Source organism: Sorangium sp. So ce375 (assembly GCF_051473855.1).
GTDB lineage: Bacteria > Myxococcota_A > Polyangia > Polyangiales > Polyangiaceae > Sorangium.
In genome coordinates this window covers 4,977,940-4,992,778 of the sequence record NZ_CP150335.1, presented here as the reverse complement: position 1 = coordinate 4,992,778, position 14,839 = coordinate 4,977,940, and the positions used below count along the sequence as shown (strand labels likewise).

General features: G+C 71.9%; 9 protein-coding genes. 3 read left to right on the top strand and 6 right to left on the bottom strand.

What is annotated here, in order from left to right; translation table 11 throughout:
- Positions 1-29: 29 nt before the first annotated feature.
- Positions 30-515 (bottom strand): hypothetical protein, encoded by a 486-nt coding sequence (locus WME90_RS18500; protein WP_437282476.1) that lies wholly within the window; start codon positions 513-515, stop codon positions 30-32.
- Positions 516-743: 228 nt separating this feature from the next.
- On the opposite strand from WME90_RS18500, the gene WME90_RS18495 reads away from it, so the two are divergent.
- Positions 744-2,282, top strand: coding sequence for a PGRS family protein (locus tag WME90_RS18495; protein WP_437282475.1), 1,539 nt, complete (start codon positions 744-746; stop codon positions 2,280-2,282).
- Positions 2,283-2,311: 29 nt separating this feature from the next.
- Here the strand turns inward: WME90_RS18495 and WME90_RS18490 are convergent, their stop codons facing one another.
- Positions 2,312-3,097 carry a hypothetical protein gene (locus WME90_RS18490; protein ID WP_437282474.1) on the bottom strand — a complete coding sequence of 262 codons (786 nt, stop codon included), beginning with the start codon at positions 3,095-3,097 and terminating at the stop codon, positions 2,312-2,314.
- 293 nt (positions 3,098-3,390) lie between these two features.
- On the opposite strand from WME90_RS18490, the gene WME90_RS18485 reads away from it, so the two are divergent.
- The gene (locus WME90_RS18485) at positions 3,391-4,542 is read left to right on the top strand and encodes a di-heme oxidoredictase family protein (RefSeq protein WP_437282473.1); all 1,152 of its coding nucleotides are present in this window, start codon (positions 3,391-3,393) and stop codon (positions 4,540-4,542) included.
- Between the two features lie 81 nt (positions 4,543-4,623).
- Positions 4,624-5,685, top strand: a complete 1,062-nt coding sequence (locus WME90_RS18480) for an imelysin family protein (protein WP_437282472.1) — start codon at positions 4,624-4,626, stop codon at positions 5,683-5,685.
- Positions 5,686-5,851: 166 nt separating this feature from the next.
- On the opposite strand, the gene WME90_RS18475 is transcribed toward WME90_RS18480, so the two are convergent.
- From WME90_RS18475 to WME90_RS18460, 4 genes are all read right to left on the bottom strand, one after another.
- Positions 5,852-6,625 carry a PP2C family protein-serine/threonine phosphatase gene (locus WME90_RS18475; protein ID WP_437282471.1) on the bottom strand — a complete coding sequence of 258 codons (774 nt, stop codon included), beginning with the start codon at positions 6,623-6,625 and terminating at the stop codon, positions 5,852-5,854.
- A gap of 121 nt (positions 6,626-6,746) precedes the next feature.
- A complete protein-coding gene (locus tag WME90_RS18470; RefSeq protein WP_437282470.1) occupies positions 6,747-8,252 on the bottom strand; it encodes a hypothetical protein in 1,506 nt (501 codons plus the stop codon).
- A gap of 251 nt (positions 8,253-8,503) precedes the next feature.
- Positions 8,504-10,345 carry an OmpA family protein gene (locus WME90_RS18465; RefSeq protein ID WP_437282469.1) on the bottom strand — a complete coding sequence of 614 codons (1,842 nt, stop codon included), beginning with the start codon at positions 10,343-10,345 and terminating at the stop codon, positions 8,504-8,506.
- Positions 10,346-10,432: 87 nt separating this feature from the next.
- Complete coding sequence (locus tag WME90_RS18460) at positions 10,433-13,837, bottom strand: Kelch repeat-containing protein (RefSeq protein ID WP_437282468.1); 3,405 nt, start codon at positions 13,835-13,837, stop codon at positions 10,433-10,435.
- Between the last annotated feature and the right edge of the window lie 1,002 nt (positions 13,838-14,839).

The following is a 14,839-nucleotide window of genomic DNA, read 5'->3' as shown; positions in this document are numbered from 1 at the left end:
GGGCGGGGGCCCGGCCGCGCGGCGCGGGCTCACTCGGGGACGGTGAGCCGCTCCGCCAAGTCCCGGATGGGCACGGGCATCGTCGGGTCGCGCGAGACGGCCATGATCTCGGCGCGGAGCTCGCGGACTTCGGTCAACCGGAGCCACGAGAGCGCGAGCCGCGTCATGCTCGGCAGGCCTCTCGCGAGCACCGCGCGGACGACGTCCGCCGCGGGGAACGAGAAGGTCACCTCCTCCGGGGGCAAGCCCGCGGCCGTCGCCGCCGCCTCGATGCTCGCATCGAAGTCGTCCCGCCTCGTTTCCAGCACTTCGAAGAAGATCCGCCCGCGCTCGGGCGCGAAGGCCTGAGCCGCGCCGCCGCCTTCCGGCGCGAAGACCCAGGCGCCCGAGCCGTCGAGCCCCACCCGAGCGCCGGACTCGAGCGTGACGAGCGGCAGGAAGCGGCCGCCTTCGATCGACTCACCGCCGCCGGCCTCGATCCGCTCGCGCACGAGGTCCCTCAGGTCCGCGCTCATGGGGCGATGTTCGCACGGAATCCGCGGCGATGGGCAACTCGGCCGACACGGCCCGCGCCTGCCGGCGCGGCGCGGCCGTGATCCCCTCGCGCGCCGCGGCCGTGATCCCCGCCCCCGCCCGGGCGACGGCGATCGCGCTCGTGAGGGGCCGCAGGCGTGGCGATCGCGCCCGGCACGCGCAGGTCGCTTTGCGTGGAAAACGCAGAGGGCTGACCGGAATAGAATAGTATGAGGATTCGATTCAAGATTGATGCACGGTGTCTGGGGTTCATTCCGGTCGTGGCGGCGTTGAGCGGCTGCTTCAATAAGCCAGACATCGATGCGGTCCCGTATATAGAAGACGACCTGTCCGACGAGGCCTGCACTCCGAGCAAGAACAAGGCGGTCTCTTCGGAGTGCGGGGTGTGGGTCTCGAGCACCCTGGGGCACGACAGCAACGCGGGGATCTCGCGCGCGCCTTTGAGGACGATCTCGAAGGCGCTTCAGCTCTCCCCGGACAGGGGAAGGCGCATCTATGTCTGCGCCCAGACGTTCGACGAGGCGCTGCTCGTGCCGGGGGGACACTCGCTCTTCGGCGGGCTCGACTGCGACGACGGCTGGCGCTGGATAGGCGACACGAAGAAGACGACGCTCACCGCTCCCGAAGGCGAGACGCCGCTCTCGTTCGACAACGGCGAGGGCGCGGCGGTGATCGAGGATCTCCACGTCATCGCGCGCTCGATCCCGGTGACCCACACGGCGCTGGCAGGCAGCTCGGCGATCGCCGCGAACAGCTCGGGAGTCCCGGTCCACTTCACGCGGTGCATCCTCGAGGCGGGCGACGGGGCGCCGGGGGCGAGCGGCGCGGCGTTCGTGGACGGCGCTGCCGAGGAGGGCATGGCGGGCAGCTTCGGCAACCCAGCGTGCACGTCCACGGGAGTCCCCGGCGGGGTCCCGGTGGACAACACCTGCGGCACACCCGACGACCGGTCGGACGACTCGCGCGGCGGCACCGGAGGGACGGGTCTTGTGGCGTCAGGGGAGGACGGGCGCGAGGGGCTTCCGACCGACGTGATGAACGGGGGCAAGGGCGAGACCAGCGCTCGACGCTGCACCGCGGGCCAGGATGGCGCCGCCGGGGTCGACGGGGTGCCGGGCGCCGGGGCGACCGGCTTCGGCTCGCTGTTCCTGGATGGATATACCGGCCCGCGCGCCGGCGATGGGACGCCGGGCACGCCGGGCCAGGGCGGCGGAGGAGGCGGCGGCGCAAAGGGCGGTGCGGGCGCGCAGATGTGCCCGTTCGCGGCCACGGCGGGCGGCGCCGGCGGAGGCTCCGGGGGCGCGGGCGGGTGCGGAGGGCTCGGCGGCCGCGGCGGCGGCGCCGGCGGGGCCAGCATCGCCCTCTTCGCAGGGTCCGCCGTGATCCGTCTGAACGACGTGGTCCTCAAGACCGGCCGCGGCGGGAATGGCGGCCACGGGGGCGAGGGCCAGCCGGGCGGCGAGGGCGGCGACGGCGGGCTCGGCGGCCCCCTGGGCGAGGCCGCGGCGCTGAACGCCGCCTGTCGCGGCGGTCGTGGCGGCCGGGGCGGTCAAGGCGGTCGGGGCGGCGGCGGGCTCGGCGGTCACTCGATCGCCATCGCGTACGCGGGGTTCGAGCCCTCGCTGACGAACACGAGCATCGAGAACGGCGAGGCCGGGATCGGAGGGCGCGGGGCCAGCCGCGCGTATGACGGAGCGGACGGCGTCGCGGCCGAGATCTACGATATCGACCAGCAATCCAGGCAGTAGCGCGGCCTGAGGCCCGCGCCGCGAAGCGCTCAGAGCGCCGCCGGCGCGGGCCAACTCCGATCCTCCTGCATGCAGCGGAGCTGCGTCACGCGCCGTCCCTCGGCGGTGGTCACCACGATCTCCCGGACGGGCGTGTCGCGCCGCGCGCGCCGGCTCAGCTTCTCGACCACCAGGAAGCCCTCCCGCTCGCCCGCGAGGTGGAGGAACTCGTCGAACAGCGCGATGTGCCCGCCGCGCGCGCCGTCGTCGGCCGTCGCGATGCGCCGCTGCGTGGTGACGCCGATCGCCAGCGTGCTGCCCTGGGCGCGCACGACCATCGCAGGATCGAGCCCACGCTGGCTCTCGTCAGGCACGGTCCAGATCTCCGCGACCCCCGCCTGCGCGAGGCGCCGCTTCATGTAGTAGAAGGCCGATTCGAGCGTGTTGTTGCGGTACGGGATCGCCTTCGACTCCATCGGATCGACGTGATTCCGCCAGAACGCGATCAGCGCGTGTGCCCAGCGCCCGCCGTCGAGCCGGCGGTCCTGGAACGGCCAGTCTTCCGCCATCGCCTGCGCGCACACGCCGAGCAGCGCCTGCTCGTCGATCCCGCGCGTCGCCAGGCAGGGCGCGCAGTGCATGTAGGACGTGCCCCGCTCGAGGAGCGCGCCGCACATCGAGCAGATGTCGTTGCCGTAGCCAGGGCCCATGTACCGGAGCCAGCCGGCGCTGACCTCCTCGTGAGCCGCGCGGCGCGCCTCGTTCCGCTCGATCTCCCGCACTCCGTCCCGGAGGGCCATCAAGGCCGCGCGCCGCTCGTCATCTCGCTGCTTCATCCGCTGTCCTCCAGCGTGAGCCTCGTCCGCGCCGGCTCCCGCAGTGTAACGCCTGAGCTTTCGAGGCGCTTCGCGAGCGGGCGCGATCCGCCCGCGCGCGATCCGGCGTAACGACGCGGCAAGCGCGCAGTCGTTGGTTATTGACATTGACTTTCACCTACGGTTGTTGTTGACATTGACTTTCACCTACGGTTACGGTGTAGGTCGACAACATGTCGCGAGTTGCCCTGTTTTTTGCGCTCCCACTGATCTTCAACACAGCCTGCGGCGCAGAATCCGCTACAGACGATCCTTTGGCCGGCATCGAGCTGATCGGTGACGATCTCACCGATATCCCGCTGAGAGACGCCTCTGCGGAGCAGGTCGCTCGGTTCAAAGAAGGCGACGCGCTCTTCGATTTCGTCTTTCGGGAGCGCGACGGGCTTGGGCCGCTCTACATCCGCACGGCGTGCGCCGGCTGCCACGACGGCGCGGCGCGCGGGCCGGGCGCGGTCCAGAAGATGTCGTTCGTCGAGGACGACGGCGTGACGCCGGTGGCGGATCAGGCGGGGCTCCCCTACGGCCACACGATGCGCCCCTACGCGGTCGGGGGGGCGACGACGCTCTCACAGCCCGAGGGCGAGGCCGCGATCAAGCTCTCGCAGCGCCTCGGCCCGCCGGTGTTCGGGCGCGGCTACATGGAGGCGGTCGCCGACGCCGAGATCGAGCGGGTCGCGGCCGAGCAGGCCGCGCGCGGCGACGCCATCCGCGGGCGCATCAACCGCGTGGTGTTCCACTCGAAGAAGAGCGCGAACGAGTCGTTCAACGCCTTCGTCGAGGGCGACGAGAACATCATCGGCCGCTTCGGGTTCAAGGCGCGGGTCGCCACGCTCGACGACTTCACGGCCGACGCCTACCAGGGCGACATGGGGATCACCTCGCCGCTCCGGCCGGACGAGCTCCCGAACCCCGACGGGCTCACGGACGACGCCAAGCCGGGCGAGGACGTGGTCCTCGATACGGTGAACGCGGTCGCCGACTACATGCGCTTGCTCGAGATCCCGAGGCGCGCGCCCGCCGACGCGCGCGGTCAGGCGCTGTTCGCCGAGGCCGACTGCGCCGCCTGCCATGTCCCCTCGCTGAGGACGCGCGCCGACTACCCGATCGCGCAGCTCGCGGACATCGACGCCCCCGTCTATACGGATTTCCTCCTGCACGATCTCGGCTCCGATCTCGCCGACGGGCTGGCCGACGAGTCCGCCAGCTCCGTCTCCTGGCGGACGGCGCCGCTCATCGGGTTGCGCCACAGCACCTCGTACCTCCACGACGGCCGCGCCAGGACCATCGAGCAGGCCATCCTCCTCCACGACGGCGCCGGCTCGGAGGCCGCCGCTTCGGTCGCCGCATTCCGCGCGCTCTCCTACGAGGATCGCGGCGCCCTCATCGACTTCGTGCGCTCGCTCTGATCGACGTCCGTCGGCGTGCACGCGCACCCATCCACATCGCGCGCTCGCTCCAGGCGAGCGGTGACAAGGAGCTCGAAGATCATGCACATCCCCGCCCGCTTGCGGTTTGGTCTGGCCATCGCCGCCGCCGCCCTCTCGCTTCCTGCGTGCGGAAGCGACAACGAGACGCTGCTCACCGACGCGGAGTACGAGCGGCAGGCAGTGCGCGACGTGAAGGTCTTCATCCAGGGCAACATCGATCAGTTCGCCGCCGCCACGGCCGCGCTCCAGGCGGCCGCGCCCGCGCCGGACGCGGACGGGTGGAGCGCGACGAGCGACAAGGAGGCCGTCGACGCCATGAAGGCGGAGTGGAAGAAGGCGCGGCAGGCCTACGAGAGCGTCGAGGGCGCCATCGCGGTCGTCTTTCCGGATCTCGACTACTCGACGGACGCGCGGTACGACGCCTTCATCGAGGTCGAGGCCGACGAAGACCTCTTCGACGACGAGGGGGTGACCGGGGTGCACGCGATCGAGCGCATTCTCTGGGCGGACGCGATCCCCGAGTCCGTCGTCGCCTTCGAGTCGGCGCTCACGAACTACCGCGAAGCCGCTTTCCCGGCCAACGAGGCCGAGGCCGCCTCGTTCAAGGACGAGCTCTGCGCGCGCCTCGCGGCCGACGCGGCGAAGATGAAAGCCGATTTCGGCCCCCTCGGGCTCGACGCGCCGTCCGCTTACCGCGGGGTCATCGCTTCCATCGCGGAGCAGGTGGAGAAGACCAGCAAGGCGGCGACCGGAGAGGAGGAGTCGCGCTACGCCCAGTACACGCTCGCTGACATGCGGGCGAACGTCGCGGCCGGCGTGGCGACCTACGAGGCCTTCCAGCCGTGGATCCTCACCAAGGGAGCCGAAGGGGCGGAGGCCGACGAGGCGGTGCTCACCGGCTTCGACCGGCTGAGGAGCGCGTACGACGGGATCGACGGCGACGCGCTGCCGACGCGGCCGGAGGGGTGGAGCGATGCGGAGCCGACCGCCGAGCAGCTCGCGACGCCGTTTGGAGAGCTGTTCTCGCTCGTGGAGCACGAGAGCGACGACACGACCCCGGGCTCGCTCGCCTACGAGATGACCAGGTCCGCCGATCTGCTCGGGATCAAGGCGCTGCCCTAGAGGCGCTCCCCCGCTTCGGAGACGGGCCCGCCTCGACGTTTTCGGTGCTCAGCGCACAGGAGTGCGCTTCCGCGCCGAAAACGCTGATCCGGGCCCGTCTCCTGTGCGGGTGAGCGCCGCGATCGTACGTCCGTCGGCGGGGGCAGTTGGCCGGAAGGTGGCGGGGTCAGCCGGCGGCGTTCCACCGAACGAGCACGCACGTCACGTTGTCGGGGCCGCCGTGCAGGTTGGCGCGGTCGATGAGGGAGCGCGCCACCTCGGCGAGGTCGCTCTCCTGCGCGAGCAGCTCCGCGATCTCCGGCTCGGAGACCGGGCCGGAGAGCCCGTCCGAGCAGATCAGCAGGAGATCTCCCGCCTCTGGACGCTCGACCCGCGTGGCGACGTCGACGGTCTTCCCCATCCCGAGCGCCCGCGTCACGACGTTGCGGGCGAGCAGCGGGTCCACGTCGTCAGGCAGCTGCTCGCCGCTGTGCAGGTGCTCGTTCCAGAGCGAGTGATCCTCGGTGAGCCGCTCGAGCCGGCGCTGTCGGTAGCGGTAGACCCGGCTGTCGCCGACGTGCGCGATGCACGCCGAGCTCGCGTCGACGTAGACGCCCGCGAACGTCGTCCCCATGCCGTAGCAGTGCGGGTCGCGCTGCCCCACCTCGAAGATGCGCTCGTTGGCGCGCCAGATGGACGAGACAAGGCGCAGCTCGAGGGGCGTCGTACCCTCGTCGTACCCCGTCGGCTGCGTGATGTCGCCCTCGCTGTCCTTGCAGCACGAGTGAACGATGTCGACCGCCATCCGCGACGCGACCTCCCCACCGGCGGCGCCGCCGATGCCGTCCGCGACGATGAAGAGGCCGAGATCCAGATCGATCGCGAAGCTGTCCTCGTTGTGCTCGCGCTGGCGGCCAACGTCGCTGTCACCGGCGGCTTCGATACGGAGCGGGGGGTTCACGGAGCTTCCTCGTCGGCGGGACACGTGTCGGTGCCCGGAGCATCCGGCCGCGGGACGCCTCGCGCAAGTCAGGAAGGGGCTCAATTCGAGCGAAGAGCGCCGGCCTCCTCGGGTACGTGCGTCACGTGCGCAGCGCGGCGGTCGCGGGCGCCTGCAGCGGCGGATGGGCGCCCTGCGGCTCGCTGCGCTGCCCGGCCGGGGGCGGGACGCTGGCCGTGAGGGCCTCGAAGCGGCCGTTCTTCCACGTCACGAGGCCTCCCGAGAGGCGCGCGGCGCTGCCCGTCCCCGGCTCGGACCTCAGCCAGACCAGCGGACGCGCGGCGAAGACCGGCTTTGTGCAGGCGACGTCCTCGAAGGCGGCGGACCACGAGCCGGTGTTGCCGAAGAACAGCCCGCCCTCCCAGGTGCCCTCGGGCGTGTGCGTGTGGCCGAAGACGACCGCTCTGGCGCGGTGGGCGCGGGCGACCTGACGCGCGGCGCGGCTGACGCGCTGCCACGTCGCGTCGAGCGGGAGCTTCGGCACGAGGCGCTCGTAGACGATGAGCGCCGCCGGCGCGACGAGCGCCACCGGCGCGAGCCAGAGCGGCGCGAGCAGCAGCCAGACGAGCGCCACCACGACCGCGAGCAGCCCGAGGGCGGCCCGATCGAGCCACAGCTCGCGCGCGACGAGCCCCAGCCTGTCCTCGGCCGGGGGAGCGAACAGGCGGGCGTGGCGGGCCACGGCGCGGAGCGGAGCGCCCGTCTCCTGCGCCGCGGCGGCGAGGCACTCGCGCAGGCGGGCGCGCCGCTCCGGCTCGCGCCGGCGCACGAGCTCGACGAGCGTGCGGAGGGCGCCGAGCGCCCACGCCCCCGCGAGCGAGCGGCTCGAGAACATGTAGTACCGCGCCCAGTGCGCGAGGTAGCCGAACGCGGACAGCATGAACGAAGCGTCCACGTGCGGGTTGAAGTAGCCCATCCGCGACACGAGCAACCGGCAGACGAGCGAGCCCATGGTCGGCTGGATCTCGCCCGGTTTCCGCCCGAACGGGACCATGGGGTAGCGGTAGCTGCAATAGGCGTCGTACTGGTTGCCGTGCTCCACGATGATGCCGTCCGGCGTCTTGTGGAACCACGCGCGAAACACGACGCGCGCGCCCAGCGTCGCGCGCGCGTTCGGGGCGTGGGAGGTCGACGCGTCGTCCAGCGCGGCGAGCGCTGCATCGACCACGCGAGCGCGGACCAGGTCGCGCACCTCGGGCAACGTGAGCTGGACGTCGTGGTTGCCCGAGATGAACACGACGGTGTGCCCGTCCGCGACGATGCGGCCCAGCGCCTCGATGAACACCGGGTGGTCCGCGAGGATCGCCTCCATCGCCGGGACCGCGTGCTCGGCGCTGCGGGGGAGATCGTGAAAGACGCTCTGCTGGTCGATCACGCGCGGGGCGTCGAGATCGAACACATCGCCGTTGAGCACGAGCGTCAGCTCATGGCGCCCGGCGCCGCGCGCCGTGCCCTCCTTCATCTCGTCCCGAAGCGCGTCCAGCATCGCCGCGACCTCGCTGTCGGGGGAGTAAGGAGCCTGGCGGTAGCGCATCCACAGGCCGTTACCCGGCTCAAGCTCGCAAAGATGGATATCTGAGATCGCCACCGTATGGAGCATTCGATAATGTGACACACCTGCCCGTCCACGGCCGTCAGGGAACGGTCACGGTCGGAGGTCGGGCGACGGCGGAGGCGCATTCGGGCGCGGCGCAGCAAGGCGTACCGCGGCGGCGTGATCGCCCTGGACTGCGAGGCCTCGGCGCTTGTGCGGTTGCGCGGTTGTCGGGATTTGTGGTGTCTTGGGCGTTGTGTCGCTCGCGGTCGTCGTCGTCGCGCCGCGACGCCGGCGGCTGCTCCCTACGGCTTTCCCTTGCGCTTGATGATCACGAACTGCACGCGGCGGTTCTTCTGGCGCCCCGTCTTGACGCGGTTGTCCCCGAGCGGCTGCTCGAAGCCGTAGCCCTTGGCGACGAGCTTCTCTCGCGGCACCCCGGCGGCCACGAGCCACGAGAGGACCGCGTCCGCGCGCTGCTGGGACAAGGCGAGGTTGTAGGATTCGGACCCGTTGTCGTCGGTGTGGCCTTGCACCTCGACGAGCTCGATGTCCGGGTTCTGCTGGATGGCGTCGCGCACCTCGTACAGGATCTCGTCGGAGATGGGATCGACCGTCTGGGCGCGCGTCTTCCCGTAAACGACGAACCGCACCGGCTTCGATGTCGTGATCTCTTCGGTGTTTACGCGGACGAACCTGGGGCAGCCGTTCTGTCGTGGATCGGAGTCGGAGGGCCCCCGCTCGTTCGGGCAGGCGTCCGCGGCGCCGCGGATCCCGTCGCCGTCCGGATCGTCCGGGCAGCCGTTCTGCTTCGGGTCCCGGTTCGCCGGCCCCTTGGCCTTCGGGCAGGCGTCCGACGCGTCGAGGATGCCGTCGCCGTCCGCGTCGCCAGGGCAACCGACCTTCTTCGGGTCGTCGCTCGCGGTCCCGCGCACGTTGGGGCAGGCGTCGATGCCGTCGTGGAAGCCGTCGTCATCCGAGTCCACGGGGCAGCCGTTCTCCGTGGCGTCGGCGCTGCGGACGCCCGGGGTGCTCGGGCACGCGTCGTCGATGTCGAGCACCGTGTCGCCGTCGCGATCCGCCGGCGGGCAGCCGTCCTTCGCGCGATCGGGCGAAGGATCGCCCTTGACATCGGGACAGGCGTCGATGTCGTCGTTGATGCCGTCGTCGTCCTTGTCGCCCGCGACGGCGGTGGCGGACTGAGCGCGCTCACGGGCCGGCTTCGGGAGCGGCGTCCAGCCGATCATGCCGACCGCGCGGACCGGCGGCGTGCCGATGGCGCTCGTGAGGCCCGGGCCGACCGCCGCGCCGAACGTGAGGCCGTCGAGGACGCGCAGCTTGGCGCCAAAGAGCAGCTCGGCGTTGACGCTGGCCCCGTCGCGCTGCACCGGCGTGCTCGAGAGCAGGAGCTCCTCGCCGAGCGGCGCGCCGCCGTACGCCTCGGCGCCGAGCTGGAGGAGATCGTCGGCGATCAGGAGCCCCGCGGCGCCGCCGAACGTGAACAGCTGCGGCCGGTTGGAGCCGCCTCCGAGCTCGACGCCGCCGCTCGCGCTCCACAGGAAGCCGAGCGTCGAGCCCGCCGAGTCGATGCGCCCACCGAGGTTCGCCTGGACGGAGCCGCGGGCCTCCGGGTCGCCGGTGTACTGCGCCGGCGAGCCGGTGGGCGCGAACAGGTAGCCGCCGAGCCCGAGCTGGAACGGCTCTGTGTCTTCCCCGAACACGCGGAAGCGCGCGCCGAAGCGGAGATCGCCGAGCTCGGGCGCCGTCAGCTCGGTGAACACGACGCCGGGGATGCCTGGATCGTCGCCCCCTTGCGCGACGGCGAGGGGGGCGTCGATCGAGAGCAGCAGGCGATCCCAGAGCGCGAGCGAGGCGTCGAGGCGGAGGAACGCCTGCGAAGAGACGAGGTCGACGGGGTTGTCGCCGCTGGAATGGATGGGGCGGTGGGCGAAATCGAGCCCCAGGTAAGCGCGCGGCGCGAGGTGGCCGGGGGCGGCCGGCGAGGGCACGCTGAAGAAGGCGTCGCCGGCGGGCGCGGGCTCGAACCGGTCGAGGGAGAAGCCGCCGGTGGATTGACCGCGCGAGGCGCCGGCGAGCGTCATGAGGACGGCCGTGGACGCGACCGCTGCGACGGAGGAAGACCTCATCGGATGGGCACGATAGCGGGGGGGTGAGGTGGGGGGCAACATGCCGTCGCGCGCGCCGGGCAACGGCGTCCGGCGCGAAGCGCGGCGTCAGGCGCGGAGCGCAGGCCGGCGGCGGCGGAGGATGGCGCCGCCGAGGGCGACGAGGAGCAGCGTCCAGCGGCCTTGATCGTCCGCCGAGGCGCCCGCCGCGCGGCAGGAGCAGCTCGGGGCGCTCGCGACGGGGAGCTCGTCGACGCGGATGCACTCGCCGGCGAGGTTGCAGACATGCGGTGCCACGCAGTCGTCGAGCGTCTTGCAGGAGTTCCTGCAGGCGCTGCCGTCGCAGCGGTACGGCGTGCAGTCGGTGTCGGCGCCGGCGGGGACCCGCACGGTGTGGTCGCCGTCGCAGAGCGGGGTGTCCAGCGGAACGCACGCGCCCGATGCGCAGATGAAGTCGGCGATGCAGTCGGCGTCGGAGGTGCAGCTGTCCTTGCACGACGTGCTGCTGGCACAGCGGTACCCGCCGCTCTCTCCGCCGCAGCGCTCTTCCGTCGGGTCGTAGCTGCCCTCGCCGTCGCACAGGAACTGCGTCAGGATGGCGGGGCCGACCGCGCAATCGCCGCCTGGGCAGTCGCACTCCGGATCCTTGAAGCGCCTATCCTGCTTCGGGAACGAGCAGGTCCTGTCGTCCTTGCCCGTGCAGACTCCGGCACAGTCGCCGTCGCCGTTGCCGTTGTCACGGCACGTCGGATGACCCGGCAGGGGCTGCTCCGGCGCATCCGTGGAACCGAGCGGGGAGCATTTGCCGTTGCGGTTCAGGAGAGTGCACGCCTCGCATGCCCCCTCGCACGGGCCGTCGCAGCAAACACCGTCGGCGCAGTGCCCCGGTTCGGTGCCGCCCGACAGACCGAGGCACTGCGCGTCGTCGGTGCAAGGAGCGCCAAGCGGATACTTCTGCCGGCACACCCCCGATCCCGGCGGTCTGCTCGGAGCGCCCTCCGTACCGCCAGCGCCGGCATCGCCACCCACGCCGCCGGCGCCCGTAGCGCCGCCAGCTCCGCTCACGCCCCCTGCCCCTACGCCCGCAGCGCCCGCAGCGCCGCCGGCTCCGCCCGCGCCTCCGGTCCCCCTGCCGCCAGCGCCAGCACCGCCGCCCTCGCCGCCAGCGCCAGCACCGCCGCCGGTCCCGCCCGCGCCCCCTGCCCCTGCGCCCCCAGCGCCGCCCCCGCCTCCATTGCCCTCGCCGGTGTCGTAGTCACACCACCCGGTGGAATCGCACGGCAGGTCCGGGGTGCAGTAATCTTGGCAGCGATTGCCGATGCAGGTGCCCGGTGTGCAATCTCTTGTCAACGCGTTCGAGACGGCATGGCCCGCACCGTCGCATTCGTTGTGCACCTCGATGCCGTGGCCCGCGACATTCGTCTTGCAGTGGATGAGCAAGGGCTTGCCCGCCTTCGCGGGACCGCAGGTCCCGCTCGGGCTATGATCCTGCTTGCCCTCCTGCGTACACGAATCGCACTCTGCGTCGCAGGCTTGATCGCAGCAGACACCTTCAGCGCAGAACCCGGAGCGGCACTCCTCCGACAGAACGCATGAATCGCCCGGCCCTTTGAGCAGGATCTCCGCCTTGGCGCCCTCCGTCCCGCTGCCGCCGCCGACGACGAGCACGCCCCTTCCCGAGGTGATGGAGTCGCCGCCGTTGACCAGGACGGCGGCGTGCCGCGCGCGGCTCACCCCCATGGGCGTGGCCAGCGACGAGAAGGTCCGGCGCTGGCTGACGTAGAGCTCGGCGCTGCTGGTCAGCGACGCGGTGGCGCTCGCGCCGCCCGCGATCAGCACGTCGCCGGAGGGCAGCAGCGTCGCGCTGTGATGCACGCGCTCGGTGCTCATCGAGGGGAGCGCCCACTGCTCGGTGGCGCGGCTCGTGAACAGCTCGGCGGTGCTCAGATAAGCGTTGCCGCTCGTCGCGTTGACGCCGCCGGCGAGCAGCACGACGGACGGCGTGACCACGGGATCCGCCCCCGGGTTGAGCAGGGTCGCCGTGTGGAACGCGCGATCGCTCCGCATGTTGAACGGCACCGCGGCCGTGCTCCCTGTCCCGCCCGGCGCAGGCGTGTAGATCTCCATGAACTGCGCGGCCAGCGAGGAGCTCACGAGGCCGCCCGTGATCAGGACCGTGCCGTTGTTGAGCAGGACGGACGCGTGCCCCCGGCGCGGGCGCTGCATGGTGCCGGACGCGCTGAGCGAGCCCGTGGAAGGGTCGTAGAGCACGAACGAGTTCAGCGGCGTGGCTCCGAGGGTCGGCGCGCCGCCGGCGATGAGCACGCGGCCGTCGTCGAGCAGCGTCGCGGTGTGATCGAACCGGGCCGTCGACAGGGAGGGGCCGCTCGTGAACGTGCCCGCCGCGGGCACGTAGAGCTCGGTCGAGGTCTCCGCGACGCCGGCCGACGTGATGTTGAAGCGAGGCGCGCCGCTCCCGATCATGAGCACGCGGCCGTCGTCGAGCCGCGTCGCCGTGTGACCGCCTCGCCGCGCGGTCATGTCGCCGGTCCGCGCGAACACGCGGCGCAGCGGCTCATAGAGCTCGGCGGACCGGAGCGGCGCGTTCGCGTCGTCGAAGCCGCCCGCGACGAGCACCTCGCTCCCCGGATCGTCCGGGTCGAGGAGCGTGGCCGTGGGCCGCGCGCGCGCCTCGCTCATGTCGCCCGTCTGCTGCCAGTACGGGTCGACCACCGCGGGGTAGCGCACGCCCGCGCCGCCCCACGAGACCTTCACCGTGCACGCAGGCGCGCCCGGCGGGGTGACGGGATGCCGCCACGGCGCGCGCGGGCTCTCATCGACGGCGCAGCCCTCGACCGACAGGCTCGCCGCGACGCGCGCGCCGCCCGCATCCAGCACGTAGGGCGGCGCGATCCGCAGGCGCGGCACGCCCGCGGCATCGAGGAACTCGAGCGTCCGCGCGACGAGGCGGAGCCCCGCGGCCCCCGTGACGTCGACGCGGTAGCGGAGCTCCTCCATCGCCGGGGCGCGCTCGTAAAAAGCGAGATCCTCGATGCCGTGGCGATCGACGCGGTGGAGCAGATCCCCCCCCGAAGGCGCGGCGCCGGCGCGGATCGCGATGCCGTCGGCCACGGCGACGAGCGCGTCCGACGCGCCCTCGAGAGAGAAGGCGAGCCGCAGGCCGGAGCCGTCGTCGGTGATGCGCGTGGGCGCGTTTGCGCGCGCCGCGAGCTCGACGGTCGTGGTGCGCTGGCCGGCGTGCGGGGCCGGGAGCACCGGGCGGAGGTCGCCGCCGGGCGTGACGTCGAAGCGTCGCGCCGGGGCGGGCCGCCCGACGAAGGCCGTGTCGAACGCGGGTACACGGGCGCCGATCGCCTTGACCCGGACGGCTGCTGCCTCGGAGTACCTGGGCGCCGCGACGCTCGGAGCGGCGGGCGGATCGATGGGGGTCGAAGGATCGCTCGAGCACGCAGCGAGGACGAAGACCGCCGGCATGGCGGTGAGAGGCCGCATCGATCGCCGCGGCGTGGCGGCTCGTGGGAGCTTGGGTCTGGGCACGTGCCGGGTCCTTGTGTCAGGGGTCGATCCGTGCGCAACGCGGAGACCGCCGGATGCGCGCGGCCACGATACCAGAGAACGCCGTTGCTCCTGCAACCTGGGCGAAAACGTCGGGTCCGCGACGCCAACTGCCTGGGTAGGACAAGGGCCTACATGAGCGTTGACACGGCGCCGCTGCGTGCATCGTTCGAAGCGAGCGCTGCCCGGCGTGTTTGCTTGTCAGGTACGAGACGAGGGGTGTACGAAGATAGGAGTATCCTGCTCGGGAGCGTGTTCAATGCGGCGAGGCGGCCTTCTTCTGCTTGTTACTGCGACGGCGATTCAAGCGGCGTGCAGCTCGGATGGCGATGGCGTCGGAGGCGGCACGGAGACGTCGAGCGCCACGACGTCGAGCGCCAGCACGTCCAGCGCCACGACGTCGAGCGGCGGATCGGGAGGCGCCGGGGCCGCAGCCGGGGCTGGCGGTGAGGGAGGCGCGGGCGGTGCTGGCAGCGCCGGCCATGGAGGAGGCGCCGGTGGTGACGGCGGCGCCGGCGGTCAGGGAGGTGCCGGTCCCGCGTCGGGCGGCGGTGGCTCGGGCGGCAGTGAGCCCACGTACGGCTATTGCCTACCGGGGTGCAACGTGCCCGCTGACTGCTGTCAACCGGGTGAGGCGAACTGCCCGAGCATCGACTATACATGCGATGTTGCCCGCGGGGTTTGCGGACCGGCGCAATGCACGACGCCGAGCGATTGCGTGGCGCTTGGTCTTCCGGAGCGCAGCCGGTGCGTGTCGGTCGAGGGGGTCAACAAATGCGTGCTTCCATGCACTCCGGCAACCGAATCCACTGATTGCCGCGGAGACTCTAAATGCATCGGCGTTGATGACACCTCTGCCCATTTTTGCAGGGTCGCCGAATGTACCGAGGACGAGGACTGCGCCGGCTTCGGGAATCATTGCGTCGACTCGTCATGCCG

Coding starts and splice junctions, on each gene's coding strand:
- WME90_RS18500 (WP_437282476.1), bottom strand. CDS start 515: ATGAGCGCGGACCTGAGGGACCTCGTGCGCGAGCGGATCGAGGCCGGC.
- WME90_RS18495 (WP_437282475.1), top strand. CDS start 744: ATGAGGATTCGATTCAAGATTGATGCACGGTGTCTGGGGTTCATTCCG.
- WME90_RS18490 (WP_437282474.1), bottom strand. CDS start 3,097: ATGAAGCAGCGAGATGACGAGCGGCGCGCGGCCTTGATGGCCCTCCGG.
- WME90_RS18480 (WP_437282472.1), top strand. CDS start 4,624: ATGCACATCCCCGCCCGCTTGCGGTTTGGTCTGGCCATCGCCGCCGCC.
- WME90_RS18465 (WP_437282469.1), bottom strand. CDS start 10,345: ATGAGGTCTTCCTCCGTCGCAGCGGTCGCGTCCACGGCCGTCCTCATG.
- WME90_RS18460 (WP_437282468.1), bottom strand. CDS start 13,837: ATGCGGCCTCTCACCGCCATGCCGGCGGTCTTCGTCCTCGCTGCGTGC.